General features: G+C 38.7%; 16 protein-coding genes. 3 read left to right on the top strand and 13 right to left on the bottom strand.

The window, feature by feature from the left end; all coding sequences use genetic code 11:
• Positions 1-365: 365 nt before the first annotated feature.
• From hemG to pepQ, 4 genes are read right to left on the bottom strand one after another with little or no spacing between them, the layout of a single operon-like run.
• Entirely contained in the window at positions 366-896 is a 531-nt protein-coding gene (gene hemG, locus ABN099_RS12260) for a menaquinone-dependent protoporphyrinogen IX dehydrogenase (protein ID WP_349464072.1), read from the bottom strand.
• A 20-nt stretch (positions 897-916) separates the two neighbouring features.
• Complete coding sequence (gene trkH / locus ABN099_RS12255) at positions 917-2,368, bottom strand: Trk system potassium transporter TrkH (RefSeq protein ID WP_349464071.1); 1,452 nt, start codon at positions 2,366-2,368, stop codon at positions 917-919.
• Between the two features lie 25 nt (positions 2,369-2,393).
• Positions 2,394-3,014, bottom strand: a complete 621-nt coding sequence (locus tag ABN099_RS12250) for an IMPACT family protein (RefSeq protein ID WP_349464069.1) — start codon at positions 3,012-3,014, stop codon at positions 2,394-2,396.
• Positions 3,014-4,348: a Xaa-Pro dipeptidase gene (gene pepQ, locus ABN099_RS12245; protein WP_349464068.1), complete on the bottom strand. Its 1,335-nt coding sequence runs from the start codon at positions 4,346-4,348 to the stop codon at positions 3,014-3,016. Before pepQ ends, ABN099_RS12250 begins: the two co-directional genes overlap by 1 nt.
• Positions 4,349-4,615: 267 nt before the next feature.
• On the opposite strand from pepQ, the gene fadB reads away from it, so the two are divergent.
• Both fadB and fadA read left to right on the top strand, forming a co-directional pair.
• Entirely contained in the window at positions 4,616-6,796 is a 2,181-nt protein-coding gene (fadB, locus tag ABN099_RS12240; RefSeq protein WP_349464067.1) for a fatty acid oxidation complex subunit alpha FadB, read from the top strand.
• Between the two features lie 11 nt (positions 6,797-6,807).
• The gene (gene fadA, locus ABN099_RS12235; RefSeq protein WP_349464066.1) at positions 6,808-7,971 is read left to right on the top strand and encodes an acetyl-CoA C-acyltransferase FadA; all 1,164 of its coding nucleotides are present in this window, start codon (positions 6,808-6,810) and stop codon (positions 7,969-7,971) included.
• 135 nt (positions 7,972-8,106) lie between these two features.
• Here the strand turns inward: fadA and fre are convergent, their stop codons facing one another.
• The 3 genes from fre to pepE all read right to left on the bottom strand — a co-directional run bounded on the left by fre (position 8,107) and on the right by pepE (position 11,138).
• Positions 8,107-8,808, bottom strand: coding sequence for an NAD(P)H-flavin reductase (gene fre / locus ABN099_RS12230; RefSeq protein WP_349464065.1), 702 nt, complete (start codon positions 8,806-8,808; stop codon positions 8,107-8,109).
• Positions 8,809-8,823: 15 nt separating this feature from the next.
• The gene (ubiD, locus tag ABN099_RS12225) at positions 8,824-10,293 is read right to left on the bottom strand and encodes a 4-hydroxy-3-polyprenylbenzoate decarboxylase (RefSeq protein ID WP_349464090.1); all 1,470 of its coding nucleotides are present in this window, start codon (positions 10,291-10,293) and stop codon (positions 8,824-8,826) included.
• 119 nt (positions 10,294-10,412) lie between these two features.
• Positions 10,413-11,138 (bottom strand): dipeptidase PepE, encoded by a 726-nt coding sequence (pepE, locus tag ABN099_RS12220; protein WP_349464064.1) that lies wholly within the window; start codon positions 11,136-11,138, stop codon positions 10,413-10,415.
• Between the two features lie 289 nt (positions 11,139-11,427).
• Here pepE and rfaH point away from each other — a divergent pair, with 289 nt between their 5' ends.
• The gene (gene rfaH / locus ABN099_RS12215) at positions 11,428-11,922 is read left to right on the top strand and encodes a transcription/translation regulatory transformer protein RfaH (protein WP_349464063.1); all 495 of its coding nucleotides are present in this window, start codon (positions 11,428-11,430) and stop codon (positions 11,920-11,922) included.
• 71 nt (positions 11,923-11,993) lie between these two features.
• On the opposite strand, the gene tatC is transcribed toward rfaH, so the two are convergent.
• The 6 genes from tatC to ubiE all read right to left on the bottom strand — a co-directional run bounded on the left by tatC (position 11,994) and on the right by ubiE (position 16,762).
• Complete coding sequence (gene tatC, locus ABN099_RS12210) at positions 11,994-12,788, bottom strand: Sec-independent protein translocase subunit TatC (RefSeq protein ID WP_349464062.1); 795 nt, start codon at positions 12,786-12,788, stop codon at positions 11,994-11,996.
• Positions 12,789-12,791: 3 nt separating this feature from the next.
• Positions 12,792-13,325 carry a Sec-independent protein translocase protein TatB gene (gene tatB / locus ABN099_RS12205; protein ID WP_349464061.1) on the bottom strand — a complete coding sequence of 178 codons (534 nt, stop codon included), beginning with the start codon at positions 13,323-13,325 and terminating at the stop codon, positions 12,792-12,794.
• Between the two features lie 3 nt (positions 13,326-13,328).
• Positions 13,329-13,601, bottom strand: coding sequence for a Sec-independent protein translocase subunit TatA (gene tatA, locus ABN099_RS12200; protein ID WP_064718736.1), 273 nt, complete (start codon positions 13,599-13,601; stop codon positions 13,329-13,331).
• A 125-nt stretch (positions 13,602-13,726) separates the two neighbouring features.
• Positions 13,727-15,364: a ubiquinone biosynthesis regulatory protein kinase UbiB gene (ubiB, locus tag ABN099_RS12195; protein ID WP_349464060.1), complete on the bottom strand. Its 1,638-nt coding sequence runs from the start codon at positions 15,362-15,364 to the stop codon at positions 13,727-13,729.
• The gene (locus tag ABN099_RS12190) at positions 15,364-16,005 is read right to left on the bottom strand and encodes a ubiquinone biosynthesis accessory factor UbiJ (RefSeq protein ID WP_349464088.1); all 642 of its coding nucleotides are present in this window, start codon (positions 16,003-16,005) and stop codon (positions 15,364-15,366) included. The genes ubiB and ABN099_RS12190 overlap by 1 nt, the downstream gene beginning before the upstream one ends.
• 1 nt (position 16,006) lies before the next feature.
• Positions 16,007-16,762, bottom strand: coding sequence for a bifunctional demethylmenaquinone methyltransferase/2-methoxy-6-polyprenyl-1,4-benzoquinol methylase UbiE (gene ubiE, locus ABN099_RS12185; RefSeq protein ID WP_349464059.1), 756 nt, complete (start codon positions 16,760-16,762; stop codon positions 16,007-16,009).
• Between the last annotated feature and the right edge of the window lie 82 nt (positions 16,763-16,844).

Here is a 16,844-nt window from a genome sequence, read left to right as displayed (position 1 = left end):
TTGGTAAACACTCTTTAAGACTTATATACATCTAAACTATTTTAGAAGATATCGTCTCTGCGAGTGCCCACACAGATTGTCTGATAATTTGTTAAAGAGCAGTGCAACAATTGCTGCCGTTTCCGGTCTTCTGCGTTGTTGCGAGGAGGCGTATATTACGTTATTCCTCTGAAGAGTCAAGAGTTTTTTCAAACTTTTTTCTTTTTCTCTTCACTTTCCTTCGAGGCTGTTGTCAGCTCATCGTGGGTCAGTGGATGCGCATTATAGGGAGATCTCGGATTAGCGCAAGTGTTTTTTAAAAATAAATTACTGTTCGGCTAAAACTCCAACAATGCGCATAGAAACAGTACAAGAAAGCCTAAAAATCACCCTATTTGGGCAAAATTAGTCGCAAACTCACTAACTTTACGCCAATCAGTGTATTCAATTTCTTTTGTTGAATCGGTTTCCCCTTTTGTCATTCTCATAATAAGTTGGATCATCACTCTATCAATCCATTTATAATGAGGATAAAGAAGCGCTCCCGCAAATACACCTGTTAATGTTGGCTTCCACGGCGTCTTATCTAAAAACTTACGCATATAAGAATTTGTCTCTGGCGTGCTCTTTTCTTCTTTTCGTGCAGTGAGATTAACGCCAAAGAATGCTGAAGGCATATTGTTGAGTTGAGAAAGATGTCGGGTTATAAACTTATCTAGTGCTTTATTAAAGTAGCCATAACGAATCGATGCCCCCACTAACACCTTATTATAAGCAGAAAGATTTAAGTTCTGCTGAACAGCAGTTAAATCTCTCACATCACATTCATAGCCATGTTGTCTTAATTCATTCGCAATTTGAGTCATTATTTTTTTTGTTTGACCATCAGTACTACAATAAAGCAATAGCGCGCTCATACATCACTCCTTGTACTTGGTTAATCACGCCAAAATGTTGGGGTAAATAAAACCAATAATGTGAAAACTTCTAATCGACCAAATAACATGGTTACAACAAGTATCCATTTAGCGGCAGGATTCATTGTTGTAAAGTTATCCGCAACAATACCTAAACCTGGCCCTAAATTATTTAATGTCGTCGCAATAGCCGAAAATGCAGAAAATTCATCAACCCCTGTTGCTATCAGCAACATTAAGCTAATAATAAAAACTAAAGCATAAGCAGAGAAAAATCCCCACACTGCTTCGATGATCCTTTCAGGAAGTGCTCGGTGTCCAAGTTTGATGGTGTAAACCGCATTTGGGTGAACAAGGCGTTTTAATTCCCTATTACCTTGTAAGAATAAAAGCAAAATACGAATAACTTTTAGTCCCCCCCCCGTTGATCCTGCACATCCACCAATAAAAGCTGAACACAATAATAGAAGAGGTAAAAATGCCGGCCATTGAGCAAAACTATCCGTTGCGAATCCCGCTGTTGTTGCCATAGAAACAACTTGGAAAAATGCCTGATTTATTGTTATCCACCCTGAATCGTAAACAGAATAAAGCCAAAGTATTGCGCTACAAATAATGACCAATCCAATTTGAATTGAGATAAACATACGAAACTCAGGATCACGCCAATAAATATTAAGGCTTCGTCCCGTTAATACAGCGAAGTGCAGACCAAAATTACAGCCTGAAATTAATAGAAAGACACCGATAATCACATTAATTGTTGGGCTATTAAAATAGCCAATACTGGCATCGTGAGTGGAAAAGCCACCAATCGCAATTGTTGAAAAGCTATGAGATATGGCATCAAACACATCCATTCCCGCTATCCATAATGCTAAAGCACAAACAATAGTGAGTAGAACATAGATAAGCCAGAGTGCTTTAGCCGTTTCAGCAATTCGAGGTCGCATCTTGTTATCTTTTAGAGGACCTGGCATTTCAGCTCGATATAGCTGCATTCCCCCAACACCTAGCAATGGAAGTATGGCAACAGCTAATACAATGATCCCCATACCACCAAGCCATTGCAGCATTTGCCGATAAAATAGAATCGCTTTAGGTAGAGAATCGAGACCAACAAGTGTCGTGGCTCCTGTGGTTGTCAATCCTGAAAAAGATTCAAAAAAAGCATCTGTAATAGATAAATGCGGCTGTTCCGAGAAGATAAACGGCAATGCCCCAACACTACCTAGCACTGTCCAAAACAGAACAACAATGAGAAAACCTTCTTTTGGCTTTAACTCACTTTTTTTATTGCGATTGGGGATCCATAGCATCAATCCAATAATCAATGCCACAATAAATGTTTGGCTAAATGCACGCCCTGCACCATCTCGATAAATCAGCGCGACGATACCAGGAATTATCATCGTGACAGAAAATAAGATAACAAGAAGTCCGACAATACGAGTTATTGAACGAAAATGCATTTAGCGATTTCCTTGATAACAAAGATTATTCATTTTTGTCTAATGGTTTTAATTGCATATTACCGCGACTTATATCACGCAGTTTTACTTCTACTTCATCACAACTTGTTGCTGGAAGTGAGAGTGTAAATGTCACTTTATCGGTATATTCGCTTGATAAAACTTGTCCTTGATACTGCTCTACGACTTGCTCAAGCAATGAGACCAGTGAATATTCACACTCTACAATAAAGAGTGATTGCGGCACTTTTATTTTAGTTTGCAAAAGCTTTAATGCTTGCTGAACACCACTACCATAAGCACGTACTAACCCACCAGTACCTAATTTGATCCCACCGAAATACCGCACAACAACAGCAGTCACTTCGCCCATTCCACTGCCTAAAAGTGGTGCTAGAATAGGTTTTCCCGCCGTTCCTGTTGGTTCTCCATCATCAGAAAAACCTAATTGCTGAGAATCATCAGGTCTTCCTGCAACAAATGCCCAGCAATGGTGCCGAGCATCAGGAAATTGCAATTTAATAGATTGAATGTACGCTTTTGCCTCATCAATACCATCAGTGTGAGCAATAAAGGTAATGAAACGGCTTTTCTTTATTTCTTCACTGAATTCAACCGTTTCAGCTGGGATCAAATAGGCTTTCATCAGGCTAAGTGTAAATCTCTCGTCATATTTTCTATTTTATTATCATGGATAATAATATTGTCTTCAATGCGGATACCACCAAATGGTTTAAAGTGCTCGATCAGTTTCCAATTAAAGTTCGCGCTATATTTGCCTTCACGCCAAGGCTCAAGTAATGAATCAATAAAATAGAATCCTGGTTCAATAGTTAATACCATGCCAGGCTCTACAACTCGAGTACAACGTAAGAATGGATACATTGCAGGTGCACTAAGGTGTGTACCTTTATCATCTTGCATAAATCCTGCAGCATCATGAACTTGCAAGCCTAATGCATGACCTAAACCATGAGGTAAAAATGGTGTTGTTAAGCCAGCGCTTACCATCTCTTCTTCGCTTACACCTTTTACAATGCCATATTTATGTAATAATCCAGCAATACGCTGATGCATTTGAAGGTGGTATTCGGTATAACGAACACCCGCTTTTATGGTGCCAATAAGCGCTTGTTGTGCCTCATTCATATCTTTTACTAAAGCGGTAAATTCATGATTTTCTTTGGCTGAATAAGTACGTGTAATATCAGCAGCATAACCATTATACTCTGCACCAGCATCAATCAAGAAGCTGCGATACTCATCAGGCGACTCATGATCAAGTTTTGTATAGTGCAAAACAGCCGCATGCTCATTTAAAGCAACAATATTTCCATAAGGTACATCTGTATCGCGATGACCTGTTGCCATTAAATACGCCATATTAATATCAAATTCACTCAAACCCGCTTGAAATGCCTCACGAGCGGCAATATGTCCATTAACTGCCATTTTCTGCGCTTCACGCATACAGGCTAATTCATAATTTGTTTTATAGGCACGATAATAGTGGAAATAATTTATAAGTGACTGATTATTAGTGTTATCACTGCTAATATCTAACGATTTCGCACGTTGTGTATTAGGTCCAATATAAGCCGTATTTTGATTAATATAAGGTGCTAACTCTTTTTGAATATCATCAACATTTTTTAAATGAATCAATTCAATTTCATGAGTCCAGTAACTACTAGGAAGGGCTTCAACACTATGCCAATAATCTACTGGAGAATAAAACCAAAGTTTTGGTTTATTCATTCCGTCAACTAATAACCAACAATGAGGGACATCAGTTACAGGTACCCACGCTTTAAAATGAGCATTAACTTTAAACGGATAATTACAGTCATCTAGAAAAACACCAATTGGCTCACCAGAATGAATTAATAAGGTATCAAGGTGGTGTCTGGATAAAGCATCACGAGTACGGTTTTGTAGGGTTTTGATATGTTCTTGATAGAGAGAGAGCAATTTTTCCATTATTAATCACCTTATCTTATTTATTGTTAATAAGTCAGCTTAACACGCCAGCTCTTTCGCTGGCTAACACCACGACAAAAACAGATTATCACTATTTTAGCATGCTTGTTTTTTGCTATTAGAGCAATCATATTAAATTCAATTAGTTAAATATTTTCACTGTGATCTTGTTTGCATTTTTTTAATCTTGCATTTGCATTTAGTTAACATTGTATTCACACTTTAAACATCTGGTCATACCAGTTTATACTTTTAGGGAGAATAAAAATGCTCTATCAAAGCGAAAATATTCATGCCAATTGGGTGAAGCAAGGTATTGTTGAACTCGTTTTCAGCGCCAATGGTTCAATTAATAAATTAGATACAAAAACTGTTGCGATGTTAAGCGAAGCTTTAACGCTGTTAGAGAAAACCCCTGACCTAAAAGGAGTTATCTTACGCTCAGACAAACCTGCGTTTATTGTTGGTGCCGATATAACAGAGTTTTTGTCACTCTTTGATGCACCAGTTGAAGAGTTAACCCAATGGTTACAATTTGCAAATCAAATTTTTAATCGGCTAGAAGATCTACCTGTACCAACCGTCTCGGCAATCAATGGCTATGCACTTGGTGGCGGTTGTGAGTGTGTACTGGCAACGGATTTTCGTATCGCATCACCTGATTTACGTATTGGCTTACCCGAAACTAAATTAGGTATCATGCCCGGTTTTGGTGGTTCAGTCCGTCTTCCTCGCCTTATCGGTGTTGATAATGCATTAGAGATAATTACTGCGGGTAAAGATATCGATGCTGCAACTGCCTTAAAAAATGGGCTTATTCAAGCCATTGTTCCTGTAGAAAATCTAACAGAGAGCGCCATCGCGCTAATAGAGCAAGCAATTGCTGGCAATATAAATTGGCAAAAAGCACGACAGCCCAAAAAAGATCCTCTGAGATTAACGCCCCTTGAACATAAAATGTCTTTTGGTGTAGCTAAAGGCATGGTAATGAAAGTAGCAGGTCCTCACTATCCCGCCCCAATTACAGCGGTCAATACTATTGAAAAAGCGGCTTTCTTTCATCGCGAAGAAGCCCTTGCTCTCGAAACTGAAAATTTTGTAAAACTGACACGTACTGATGTAGCTAAAGCATTAGTGGGTATATTCCTCAATGATCAATACGTAAAAAGCATCACTAAAAAGCGCCATGCTGAGTTACCTAAACAAGCGGCTGTTCTTGGTGCTGGCATTATGGGTGGGGGAATTTCTTATCAGTCAGCGTTAAAAGGCATTCCTGTTGTAATGAAAGATATCAACCAGAAATCCCTTGAGCTCGGCATGAATGAAGCCCTGAGCTTATTACAGAAACGCCAAGAAAAAGGCAGAATGAGTGCCGTTGAGATGGCAAAAACATTAGCCTCCATTCAGCCAACACTAAATTATGCTTCAGTTTCCGATGCTGATGTGGTTGTCGAAGCTGTTGTCGAAAATCCAAAAATAAAATCAGCGGTTCTTGCTGAAACAGAAGCGTTACTCGCTGAAACCGCTATCTTAGCGTCAAATACATCAACGATCCCAATCTCGCTGCTTGCAAAATCACTCAAACGTCCTGAAAATTTCTGCGGTATGCACTTTTTTAACCCGGTTCCTCGCATGCCTCTTGTCGAAATTATTAAAGGCGAAAAAACCAGTGACGAAACAATTAATCGCATTGTTAGTTATGCGAGCAAAATGGGCAAAACACCCATTATCGTTAATGACTGTCCTGGTTTTTTTGTTAACCGAGTACTCTTCCCTTATTTTGCTGGATTTTCTTTATTACTAAGAGATGGTGCTGACTTTATCGCTGTCGATAAAGTGATGGAAAAAATATTTGGCTGGCCAATGGGACCTGCTTATTTACTTGATGTGGTAGGTATTGATACTGCAAATCATGCTCAGGCTGTAATGGCTCAAGGTTTCCCTGAAAGAATGGGCACAATAGAACGCGATACTATTGCTCTTTTATATGAACAGCAACGTTATGGACAGAAAAACAATCATGGTTTCTATAATTACTCTGTTGATAAACGAGGTAAAAAACAGAAATTAGTCGATAGCCAAGTTCAGAGTTTAATTCAACAGAATGTAGGTAAAACTCAAGAGTTTAGTCAAGAAGCCATCATTTCACGCATGATGATCCCAATGATTAATGAAGTTATTCGCTGTTTAGATGAAGGTATTATTGCAACACCAGCCGAAGCCGATATTGCTCTTGTTTATGGTTTAGGCTTCCCTCCTTTCCGTGGTGGTGTTTTCCGTTATATCGATACCATCGGCTTAGCTCAATTTGTTAAAAATGCTGAACAGTACGCATCATTAGGAGCACTTTATCAAGTTCCTGATAGCTTAAAACAAAAAGCATTGCGTAACGAAACCTATTATCCAAAGCCAAAAAAAGTTGATGTTAACATCAGAGAACTCGCTTAAGGAGAGATGAAATGGAAAAGGTTGTCATTATTGATGGTGTTCGTACCCCAATGGGACGCTCAAAAGGCGGTGTGTTTCGCCATGTTAGAGCTGAAAATCTCTCTGCTCAATTGATGCAAGCATTACTAAAACGAAATCCTAATATTGATCCAAATGATATTGGTGATGTGATTTGGGGATGCGTACAACAAACATTAGAGCAAGGTTTTAATATTGCACGTAATGCTGCATTACTCGCTGAGTTACCTCACAAAGTTCCTGCTGTTACTGTGAATCGCTTATGTGGTTCATCAATGCAAGCACTGCATGATGGCGCTCGCCAAATTATGTTAGGTGATAGCCAAGTTGCATTAATTGGTGGTGTTGAACATATGGGTCATGTGCCAATGACCTATAACGCGGATTTCAATCCTGAGCTAAATCTCTCTGTTGCTAAAGCATCATTCTCAATGGGATTAACAGCAGAGATGCTTGCTAAATCATTTCAAATAACGAGAGCAGAGCAAGATCAATTTGCTTATCGCTCACATCATTTAGCAGCATTAGCGACACAACAAGGTTATTTTGATAACGAAATTATTGCGATTAATGGTCATGATAGCACTGGCAATTTTATTAGCGTAAAAAATGATGAAGTGATCCGCTATAACCCAAGTATTGATGAACTTGCACAACTTAGAGCGGTATTTGATCCCGTATCAGGATCAGTTACTGCAGGTAACTCATCAGCAGTTTCTGATGGAGCTTCCGCAATGTTTATCACCAGTGAACGTTATGCCAAAGAACATAATTTAACGCCGAGAGCAGTGATCCGCTCGATGTCTGTTACAGGCTGCGATCCGGCAATTATGGGCTATGGTCCTGTTCCTGCAACTGAAATTGCATTGAAAAAAGCAGGATTAACACTAAGTGATATTGATATTTTTGAGTTAAACGAAGCCTTTGCTGCACAATCTTTGGCTTGCATGAAAAAGATGAACTTACTCGATAGTATTGAAGATAAGATTAATTTAAATGGTGGTGCAATAGCATTAGGGCACCCACTAGGTTGTTCAGGTTCAAGAATAACAACCTCTTTGCTAAATATTATGGAACGCAAAGATGCTCAATTTGGTCTAGCGACCATGTGTATTGGATTAGGGCAAGGGATTGCAACAATTATTGAACGGGTTTAATAGTTCACTCTTTTTATCCTCATTCTTTTCGATTGCATGGTTAAACCAACCATTTTCCCGCCGTCAGGGGCGGGTTTTTTTATGCTTTGAGTAAAGTATGCAATATTTGAGGAGAAATAACTGAAATCTTATTGATCAGATAAATTCAAAGGCATCACTAAATAGACGAGTTTCATCAGCATTTCGCTCATTACAAAAACGATCTCTTGCAATTTTTGCCATTTCAAAACGTCCTGCAATGTAGATGTCATATTCTGACAAATCGCCAAAATCCTCACTCACTGCGCTCAATACTGTACCTTTTCGCCCCCGCCAAGCATCATCAGGCTGTTCAACAACAGGGATAACAGATAATGACGGATATTTTTCTGATAACTTCTGCAATTCATTCAGATCATAAAGATGAAGGCTCTCTCTGCCTCCCCAATAAATCGTTACTGAACGCTGTGGAGCCTCAGTTAAAGCCGCCAGTAAAATAGAGTGGGTATAAGAAAAACCTGTACCGCCAGCAATTAATAATAAAGGACGTTGGCTCTCTTTTCTAAACCATGCTTGCCCATGGGGCATATCAATCTTAATTTGTTGTGTTTCTAAAATAAGATCTAATACAGCCATTGCATAGAGATTAAGCTCAGATGCACCAATATGAAGCTCAATAAAGTCTTTATTCTCAGGGATAGAAGCAATAGAAAATGGACGCTTATCACGCTCATCCATTACCGCTAAAAGATATTGTCCAGCCTGAAAATCAAATGCGCCATCAGGTAATAATCTTACTCGATAAACCGTATCTGTCATTGGCTCAACAAGTGAGACTTTACAGTTCAAGATTGCCATGTCGTTCCTCTGTTATTATTTAAGAATGTCGAGCTGTTCCCAAATAGTATCTACCCGCTGTTTTATTTCTTCTGTCATTACGATAGGTCTGCCCCACTCTCGATCTGTTTCACCTGGCCATTTATTAGTGGCATCAAGCCCCATTTTTGAGCCTAAACCCGAAACAGGTGAAGCAAAATCAAGATAATCGATGGGAGTATTCTCCATCATAATGGTATCTCTTGCAGGATCCATTCGTGTTGTAATTGCCCAAATGACGTCTTTCCAATCTCTCGCGTTAACATCATCATCGCAGACAATCACAAATTTAGTATACATAAATTGTCGTAAATAGGACCAAACCCCCATCATTACGCGTTTAGCATGACCTGCGTACTGTTTTTTCATTGTCACAACCGCTAAACGATAAGAACAACCTTCAGGAGGAAGATAAAAATCAACAATCTCAGGGAACTGTTTTTGCAGTATAGGGACTAAAACTTCATTTAATGCGACACCTAAAACAGCAGGCTCATCAGGCGGGCGACCGGTATAAGTAGAGTGATAAATTGCATCTTTACGACGAGTTAAATGTGTAATAGTAAACACAGGGAAAGAGTCAACTTCATTGTAATAACCAGTGTGGTCACCATAAGGTCCTTCAGGCGCAAGTTCACCAGGCTCAATATAACCTTCAAGAATAATTTCAGCACTTGCTGGCACTTCAAGATCATTAGAAATACATTTAACGACTTCGGTTTTATTACCTCGTAATAAACCAGCAAATGCATATTCAGATAATGTATCTGGTACTGGTGTTACTGCACCTAAAATAGTGGCAGGATCAGCGCCTAGTGCAACTGCAACAGGGAAGCGTTCACCGGGGTGTTTTTGACACCATTCTTGAAAGTCTAAAGCACCACCACGATGCGAAAGCCAACGCATAATGACTTTATTTTTGCCTAACACTTGTTGACGATAAATACCCAGATTTTGACGCTCTTTAAGTGGACCCCTGGTGACTGTTAATCCCCAAGTAATAAGAGGCGCGGCATCTTCAGGCCAACAGTGCATAACCGGAATGGTCGTTAAATCAACATCATCACCCGTTAAAACAACCTCCTGACAAGGTGCTTTACTCAGGCGTTTTGTTGGCATATTTAATACTTGTTTAAACTTAGGTAACTTATCAAATAGGTCACGAAAACCTTTTGGTGGATCAGGTTCTTTAAGAAAAGCGAGCAATTTACCGACTTCATGCAGTGCTTTTACATCTTCTTGCCCCATTCCCATTGCCACACGTTCTGGTGTACCAAATAAGTTACAAAGCACTGGCATATCAAAACCTTTCGGATTTTCAAACAACAGTGCAGGTCCTCCGGCACGTAAAGTTCTGTCCGCTATTTCGGTCATTTCAAGGTAGGGATCTATTTCAAAGGTGATACGTTTTAATTCACCTTTTTCTTCTAGTAATGAAAGAAAATCTCTTAAATCGCGGTATTTCATCATAATTTTACGAGCCAGTGAGTGAAAGAAAAGAGGGCTAAGCCCTCTTTAAGACACTATAAGCTAAACGCATAACTCACTAAAAAGCAATGCTTTTTATTTGAAATTGTTCATTAAATTTATAGACAACGGAATGGAACCCACTCTGAAAGCATTTTGGTATCAAACTGTTCAGGGAAAGTTTTTCCATGTTGGAAGATTTTAAACCCTTCATTTTTGGCACTAAAATAACTCAGCTCTTCGCCTTGGATATATAAATAGCTACCTTCACGAATAGCGACAACAATTTCTTCTGGATTGATTGCACAGAATTCTGCAATACGCTCATCACGAGTTTCCCCCATATGTCCGCTAATAGAAGCATCGATATAGTGAGGATTAATTTGAACAGGGAATAGACCAAGTGAAGGCATAATGACAGAAGAACGAACTGGCATATCGTTTGTAGTACGAATTGTTGGTGTGGCTACGTTACAACCCGCACTCCAACCAATATAAGGAATACTACGTTCACGCACCGCACGTTGAATAGGAACAACCAATCCTTTCTCATGCAGCATTTGATTTAATAACCAAGTATTACCACCGCTCACTAAAATACATTCAGCATTATTAATGGCTTCGACTTCTGAATCAAAATGCTCAATACAAGTAACTTCAATGCCTAAAACTTCTGATAAATCACGAGCACGTTGGTCGTGATCAGAGCGGATAACAGCATAAGCAATTAGCACTGCTGAACGAATACCGCGTTTTTTAATCATGCTATCGATAGGTTCTTTAGCATAACTTAACCATTGTGGATTCCCGGCGATTTTTCCGTTACTTAATAAAAAAACTTCCATTTCAGAACCTCTTTATAATTATGAATTAGAATCTAAGATAATTATCTTGGAAGTTTTTTCTTCATTTTACCATCACTTTTTTGTCAACTTGTTACCTCTATCTGAGATCCTATTAAAACTAATAAAAACAGCGACATTTATTGCGTATGCACACAGCTTTTATTCTTTTTTTTCAGAATAAAACATCGTTGTTTTCTTTTTCCTTCATGCTGATAGTAATACTCTGTCCCCTTAATCATATATTTGTTATCATCGCAATATTCAAATTAACTAACCTATTGTCTCTATTATGAAAAATTGGCATTTACTATATTGTAAACGAGGACAAATCCCTCGTGCTATCGAACACTTAGAACGCCAGCAAGTGGAATGTTTTACGCCTATGGTTTCAATAGAAAAGTTGGTTAGAAGCAAACGCACAACCGTAACAGAACCCCTATTTCCTAATTATCTGTTTATCCAATTTGATCCCGAAATCATTCATACAACAACCATTAATTCGACACGAGGTGTTAACTCTTTTGTTCGCTTTGGACAATATCCCGTTACTGTACCGCAAGATGTTATCGATACATTACAAATACCTCAGCTTTCACCCATTATTTATAGTGAACAAAATGTACCGCACAGTGGTGATAGCGTTTTAATTACAGAGGGTATTTTTCAAGGAATAAAAGCGATATATCAAGAGCCTGATGGTGAAGCGCGTTCAATTTTGCTTTTAAATATATTAAATAGCGAAGTTAAAAAATCATTGGATAATAAAGAATTTAAAAAGCAGTAGCCCTATAAAAAGTTAACCCAGCAAAAGCTGGGTTAATACTATATAGTTTTCAGAGAAGGTTAATTCTGAAATTATTTTTGCTCTTCGGTTTCTACCGCGTCCGCTTCTTCAGCTTCTTCGGCTTCTTCTTCTGGTGTCTTTCTTCTGCCATTTCCTACATAAAAACGAGATACCATGACACCGACTTCAAACAGTAGGTACATAGGTACTGCAAGTAATATTTGAGAAAAGACATCAGGTGGTGTCAATAGCATCCCAACAACAAAAGCACCGACTAAAATATAAGGGCGTTTTTTCTTTAAAGCTTCTGGCGTTGTTACACCACTCCAGCACAGTAAAATAATCGCAATAGGTACTTCAAATGCAGCACCAAAAGCCATAAAAAGCGTCATCACGAAGCTTAAATATTTACTGATATCAGGAATAAAGTTCACCCCTTCAGGGGTAGTCGTAACAAAGAAACCAAATGCGAGAGGGAACACAACAAAATAAGCAAACGCCATACCGATATAAAACAGTAACGTACTTGAAACAAGCAACGGTAGCATTAGACGGCGTTCGTGTTTATACAATGCTGGTGCGATAAACGCCCATACCTGATAAAGGATCACAGGTACAGAAGCAAAAATTGATACCATTATTGTCAATTTAATCGGGGTCAAAAACGTTGATGCGACATCCGTCGCACTCATATTCGACCCTTTTGGCAGCTTATCCAGTAATGGCGCTGAGACTAATTGATAGATATCGTTAGAAAAATAAACCAGCCCTAAAAAGACCACCAGAACAGACACTAAGCTATACATTAAACGCTTACGCAGTTCTATCAGGTGGCTGATCAGGGGTTGAGTGTCATTTACTGCCATCTTTTAATGCTCACCATTTGCCTGATCAGTTGTTTTTTTCTCTGTTGTTACTGTTGTTACTGGTGTAACTGAAACAGGAACAGGAACCTCTGGTTTAATAACTTTTTCAGCTACAGACTTATTGCTGTTAGCATCATCGTTAACGTCATCAGACTCAGCAAGAGCGGCTAAATCAGAAGGTGAGGATCCCGCAGAGTCGGTTTTTACAGACTGCTCTTTTGTAGAGTCTGGCGTTGTCGGTGCTTGATAAGTTTGTTTTAAAGACTGTGCAGCCTCTTTTAACTCATCCATAGACGCTTTAAGCTCTGGCGATAAACTTTGCAAATTCGCTTTCTCTTCAACTTTCTTCAGGCTCTCTTGAAGCTCTTGAAGTTTTAATTCTTGAGTTAACTCATTTTGCACATTCGCAGCCAAAGAGCGTAGCGCCCTCACCCAGCCAGCAATTGTTTTTACTGCTACGGGCAAACGTTCCGGCCCCAGAAAAACAAGACCGATCACCATGACCAATAGCAGCTGACTAAAACCAATGTCAAACACGGTTTACACCTGCTCTTTATTTTTGCTCTCAGTTGTAGACTTCTGTTCTGTTGAAGTCTTCTCAGCTAAATTTTTTGTTTCAAAATCTGCATCGTTATTTGTTTTTTCAGCGCTGTTGGCTTCTTTATCGTTACTATTTTCGTCACCAATGGCTTTTTTGAAACCTTTTACAGAGGCACCTAAATCTGAGCCTAATGTACGCAGTTTATTTGTACCAAATAATAAAACAACGATGACAGCGATGATGAGTAATTGCCAAATGCTAATACCGCCCATTTTATGTTCCTCAACTATTTTCGGGGTTATACTTAATAACAGTGCTCATTATATACAACGAATCCAATTTTCGGGAATCTCGAATTCATCTTTTAACTTGCTCAAAGACAAACTTTGATGTGTTTTTATTGTGCATTACCAGATTTGAACCAACCCCAAATCCATGCAAGAAGACCTAAACTGATAAAAACACTAAATAATGTTTTAAAACCAGATACAAAAAACAGGCTACCGCATAAAAACAGTGTCGTACCTATACCCAATAAAAATAACGACTGTCTATGTTTGACTCTTTGCGAACCTATTTGTTCCGTCAATTTATCCAGCGTTAACTTCATATTTTTATGTTGTTTCAGACTATCATAAACTAATTCTGGTATCTCTGGCATTTTTTCAATCCAGTAAGGTGCCTTACTTTTTATGCCATTCACTAATGCCGTTAAACCAATTTGGCTGTGTAACCAATCTTCTAAAAATGGTTTTGCCGTTTTCCACAGGTCAAGCTGAGGATAAAGCTGACGACCAAGTCCTTCAACATAGAGTAACGTTTTTTGTAACAGCACCAATTGTGGCTGTACTTCCATATTAAAGCGACGTGCAGTATTGAAAAGATTAAGTAGCACATGACCAAAAGAGATTTCTGAAAGTGGCTTTTCAAAAATTGGCTCACATACGGTACGAATAGCAAACTCGAAATCTTCGACATTGGTATCCGCAGGAACCCAGCCAGAATCAACATGTAACTCTGCAACCTTACGATAATCGCGATTAAAAAAGGCTAAAAAGTTTTCCGCAAGGTAACGTTTATCCTCTTTATTTAGCGAGCCGACAATACCGCAATCAATTCCAATGTAATATGGGTTTTCAGGATGCTCATAACTAATAAAAACATTACCAGGATGCATGTCTGCGTGGAAAAAGCTGTCTCTAAACACTTGAGTGAAAAAGACTTTAACACCACGCTCCGCCAATAGTTTCATATTGGTGTTTTGTGCATTTAGTGCATTTATATCAGAAACAGGAATACCATAAATACGCTCCATGACCATCACATTTTCATGGCAATAATCTGAATAAACTTCTGGAATATAGAGCATTGAGCTATTTTCAAAATTACGACGTAATTGAATTGCATTAGCCGCTTCACGTAATAAATTTAACTCATCCAACAATGTTTTTTCATATTCACGGATAACTTCTTTGGGTCTTAACCGACGACCATCAGGTAAAAATGGCAGTAAATTCGCTAGTCGATACATTAAGCGAATATCCGCTTTAATGATTGGCTGAATATCAGGACGAATAACTTTTAAAACGACCTCTTTGCCATTTTCTTTTAATTTTGCTGTATGAACTTGTGCAATAGATGCTGATGCCAATGGTGTTTCATCAAAATCATCAAACCACTGATCAATAGGGCAGCCAAATGATGCCTCTATGTATTGGCGTGCTTTCTTGCCATCAAAAGGAGCGACTTTATCTTGTAATAATGCGAGTTGATCTGCAATTTGAGGCGGAAAAAGATCACGTCGAGTTGATAACATCTGACCTAATTTTATCCAAACGGGTCCTAATGTTTGCAATGCAAGTCGTAAGCGTTCACCTAAAGGTTTATCTGTGTGCTGATTTTTTATCCAAAATAGTGCTCTACGCCCTATTCTTATAGGTAATGTAATTCGATGTTTAGGAATAAGCTCATCAAGCCCATAAGATAAAAATACCTGAATAATATGATAGAGGCGCTTTAACTCGCTAAGGAGCATTATTTTTTCTCCAATGTGCTTAACCGTTTTTCAAACTCGGCAGTTTGTTGTTCGAGTTGTTCTATTTCATCATAAAAATGAACTGTCTCTAATGTTGAAGGTGCTGTTTTCCACTCTTCAATTAGGGTATCTCGTAAATAATCTTTTTGCCGACTAAACAGCGTTGTAAGCACCTGGACACTTTTCCCAGCAACAACAGAAAGCCCTTGTGCAGCAAGATCGCCAATATAAGGCGCTAAATATTGTGCAGGATCCCACTCAGCCATATCCAGTAATGCAGACCAGTGTTGAACCACCTGCATATCACCGTCAATAACAATGTCACCACGATTAATTAATGCAGACATCTTCTGACGATCGGTCAGTTTCATCAACGTCAATAATTTAGTTTTAATCGTACAATCGGTTTTATCATCCCATTGACTTAATACATCAATTTGCTGCTCGCTAAAGATTAAGTAAATGGAATGAGGAAACTCATCAATAGAAAGCGCTAATACCTTGCCCGCAAGACGATTGCGGGCAGGTTTAAGCACATTTTCCTGATACAAAACATGGTTAAGTGCAGTTTCCATTGATGCTGTTAGCAGCGGATAGAGCACTTGTGATGCGATGTCATGAGAAAAAGAGGCTTTTTCCATATCAGAATTTAAATCCTTTGTGTAAGGCAACTACACCCCCAGTCATATTGGTATAGGTGACTTGATCAAACCCAGCTTCTTCCATCATGCCTTTTAAGGTTTCTTGGTCTGGATGCATACGAATAGACTCCGTTAAATAACGATAGCTTTCTGCATCATTAACAATAACTTGACCAATTCTTGGTAGGATATAGAAAGAGTAAGCATCATAAATTTTGCTTAAAGGTTCCAAAACAGGTTTAGAGAATTCAAGAACCAATAAACGTCCACCCGGTTTTAACACACGGAACATTGAGCGTAGTGCTTTGTTTTTATCTGTTACGTTACGTAAACCAAAAGAGATTGTAATACAATCAAAATGGTTATCTGGGAAAGGGAGTTCTTCGGCATTTGCTTGCACGTAATTAACATTACCAACAATGCCGTGGTCACGCAGTTTTTCGCGTCCCATTTTCAGCATAGAGTCATTAATATCGGCAAGAACAACTTCACCATTCTCACCCACTAGACGAGAGAATTTAGCTGTTAAATCCCCAGTACCGCCAGCAAGATCAAGAACACGCTGATTACGTCTAACACCACTAGCTTCAATGGTATAGCGTTTCCAGATGCGGTGAACACCAAAAGACATAAGGTCGTTCATTAAATCATATTTAGAAGCGACAGAGTGAAAAACACGTGCAACCATTGTTTGTTTATCATCTTTGTCAACGGTTTGGAAACCAAAATCTGTTGTTTCCTTTGTTTGTTGAGTCATAGTATTTGCCCGCTAATTAATCAAAATTCAGTAAATCAGTACTGGTCTTTATCTGGAAACTTCATGTCTATTTATTTATAAA

The organism is Proteus hauseri, from assembly GCF_040139125.1.
Classification (GTDB): domain Bacteria; phylum Pseudomonadota; class Gammaproteobacteria; order Enterobacterales; family Enterobacteriaceae; genus Proteus; species Proteus hauseri_B.
The sequence above is the reverse complement of the archived record's forward strand: the minus strand, read 5'-3'. Positions and strand labels throughout refer to the sequence as shown.

Coding starts and splice junctions, on each gene's coding strand:
- hemG (WP_349464072.1), bottom strand. CDS start 896: ATGAGCGCGCTATTGCTTTATTGTAGTACTGATGGTCAAACAAAAAAA.
- trkH (WP_349464071.1), bottom strand. CDS start 2,368: ATGCATTTTCGTTCAATAACTCGTATTGTCGGACTTCTTGTTATCTTA.
- ABN099_RS12250 (WP_349464069.1), bottom strand. CDS start 3,014: ATGAAAGCCTATTTGATCCCAGCTGAAACGGTTGAATTCAGTGAAGAA.
- pepQ (WP_349464068.1), bottom strand. CDS start 4,348: ATGGAAAAATTGCTCTCTCTCTATCAAGAACATATCAAAACCCTACAA.
- fadB (WP_349464067.1), top strand. CDS start 4,616: ATGCTCTATCAAAGCGAAAATATTCATGCCAATTGGGTGAAGCAAGGT.
- fadA (WP_349464066.1), top strand. CDS start 6,808: ATGGAAAAGGTTGTCATTATTGATGGTGTTCGTACCCCAATGGGACGC.
- fre (WP_349464065.1), bottom strand. CDS start 8,808: ATGGCAATCTTGAACTGTAAAGTCTCACTTGTTGAGCCAATGACAGAT.
- ubiD (WP_349464090.1), bottom strand. CDS start 10,293: ATGAAATACCGCGATTTAAGAGATTTTCTTTCATTACTAGAAGAAAAA.
- pepE (WP_349464064.1), bottom strand. CDS start 11,138: ATGGAAGTTTTTTTATTAAGTAACGGAAAAATCGCCGGGAATCCACAA.
- rfaH (WP_349464063.1), top strand. CDS start 11,428: ATGAAAAATTGGCATTTACTATATTGTAAACGAGGACAAATCCCTCGT.
- tatC (WP_349464062.1), bottom strand. CDS start 12,788: ATGGCAGTAAATGACACTCAACCCCTGATCAGCCACCTGATAGAACTG.
- tatA (WP_064718736.1), bottom strand. CDS start 13,601: ATGGGCGGTATTAGCATTTGGCAATTACTCATCATCGCTGTCATCGTT.
- ubiB (WP_349464060.1), bottom strand. CDS start 15,364: ATGCTCCTTAGCGAGTTAAAGCGCCTCTATCATATTATTCAGGTATTT.
- ABN099_RS12190 (WP_349464088.1), bottom strand. CDS start 16,005: ATGGAAAAAGCCTCTTTTTCTCATGACATCGCATCACAAGTGCTCTAT.
- ubiE (WP_349464059.1), bottom strand. CDS start 16,762: ATGACTCAACAAACAAAGGAAACAACAGATTTTGGTTTCCAAACCGTT.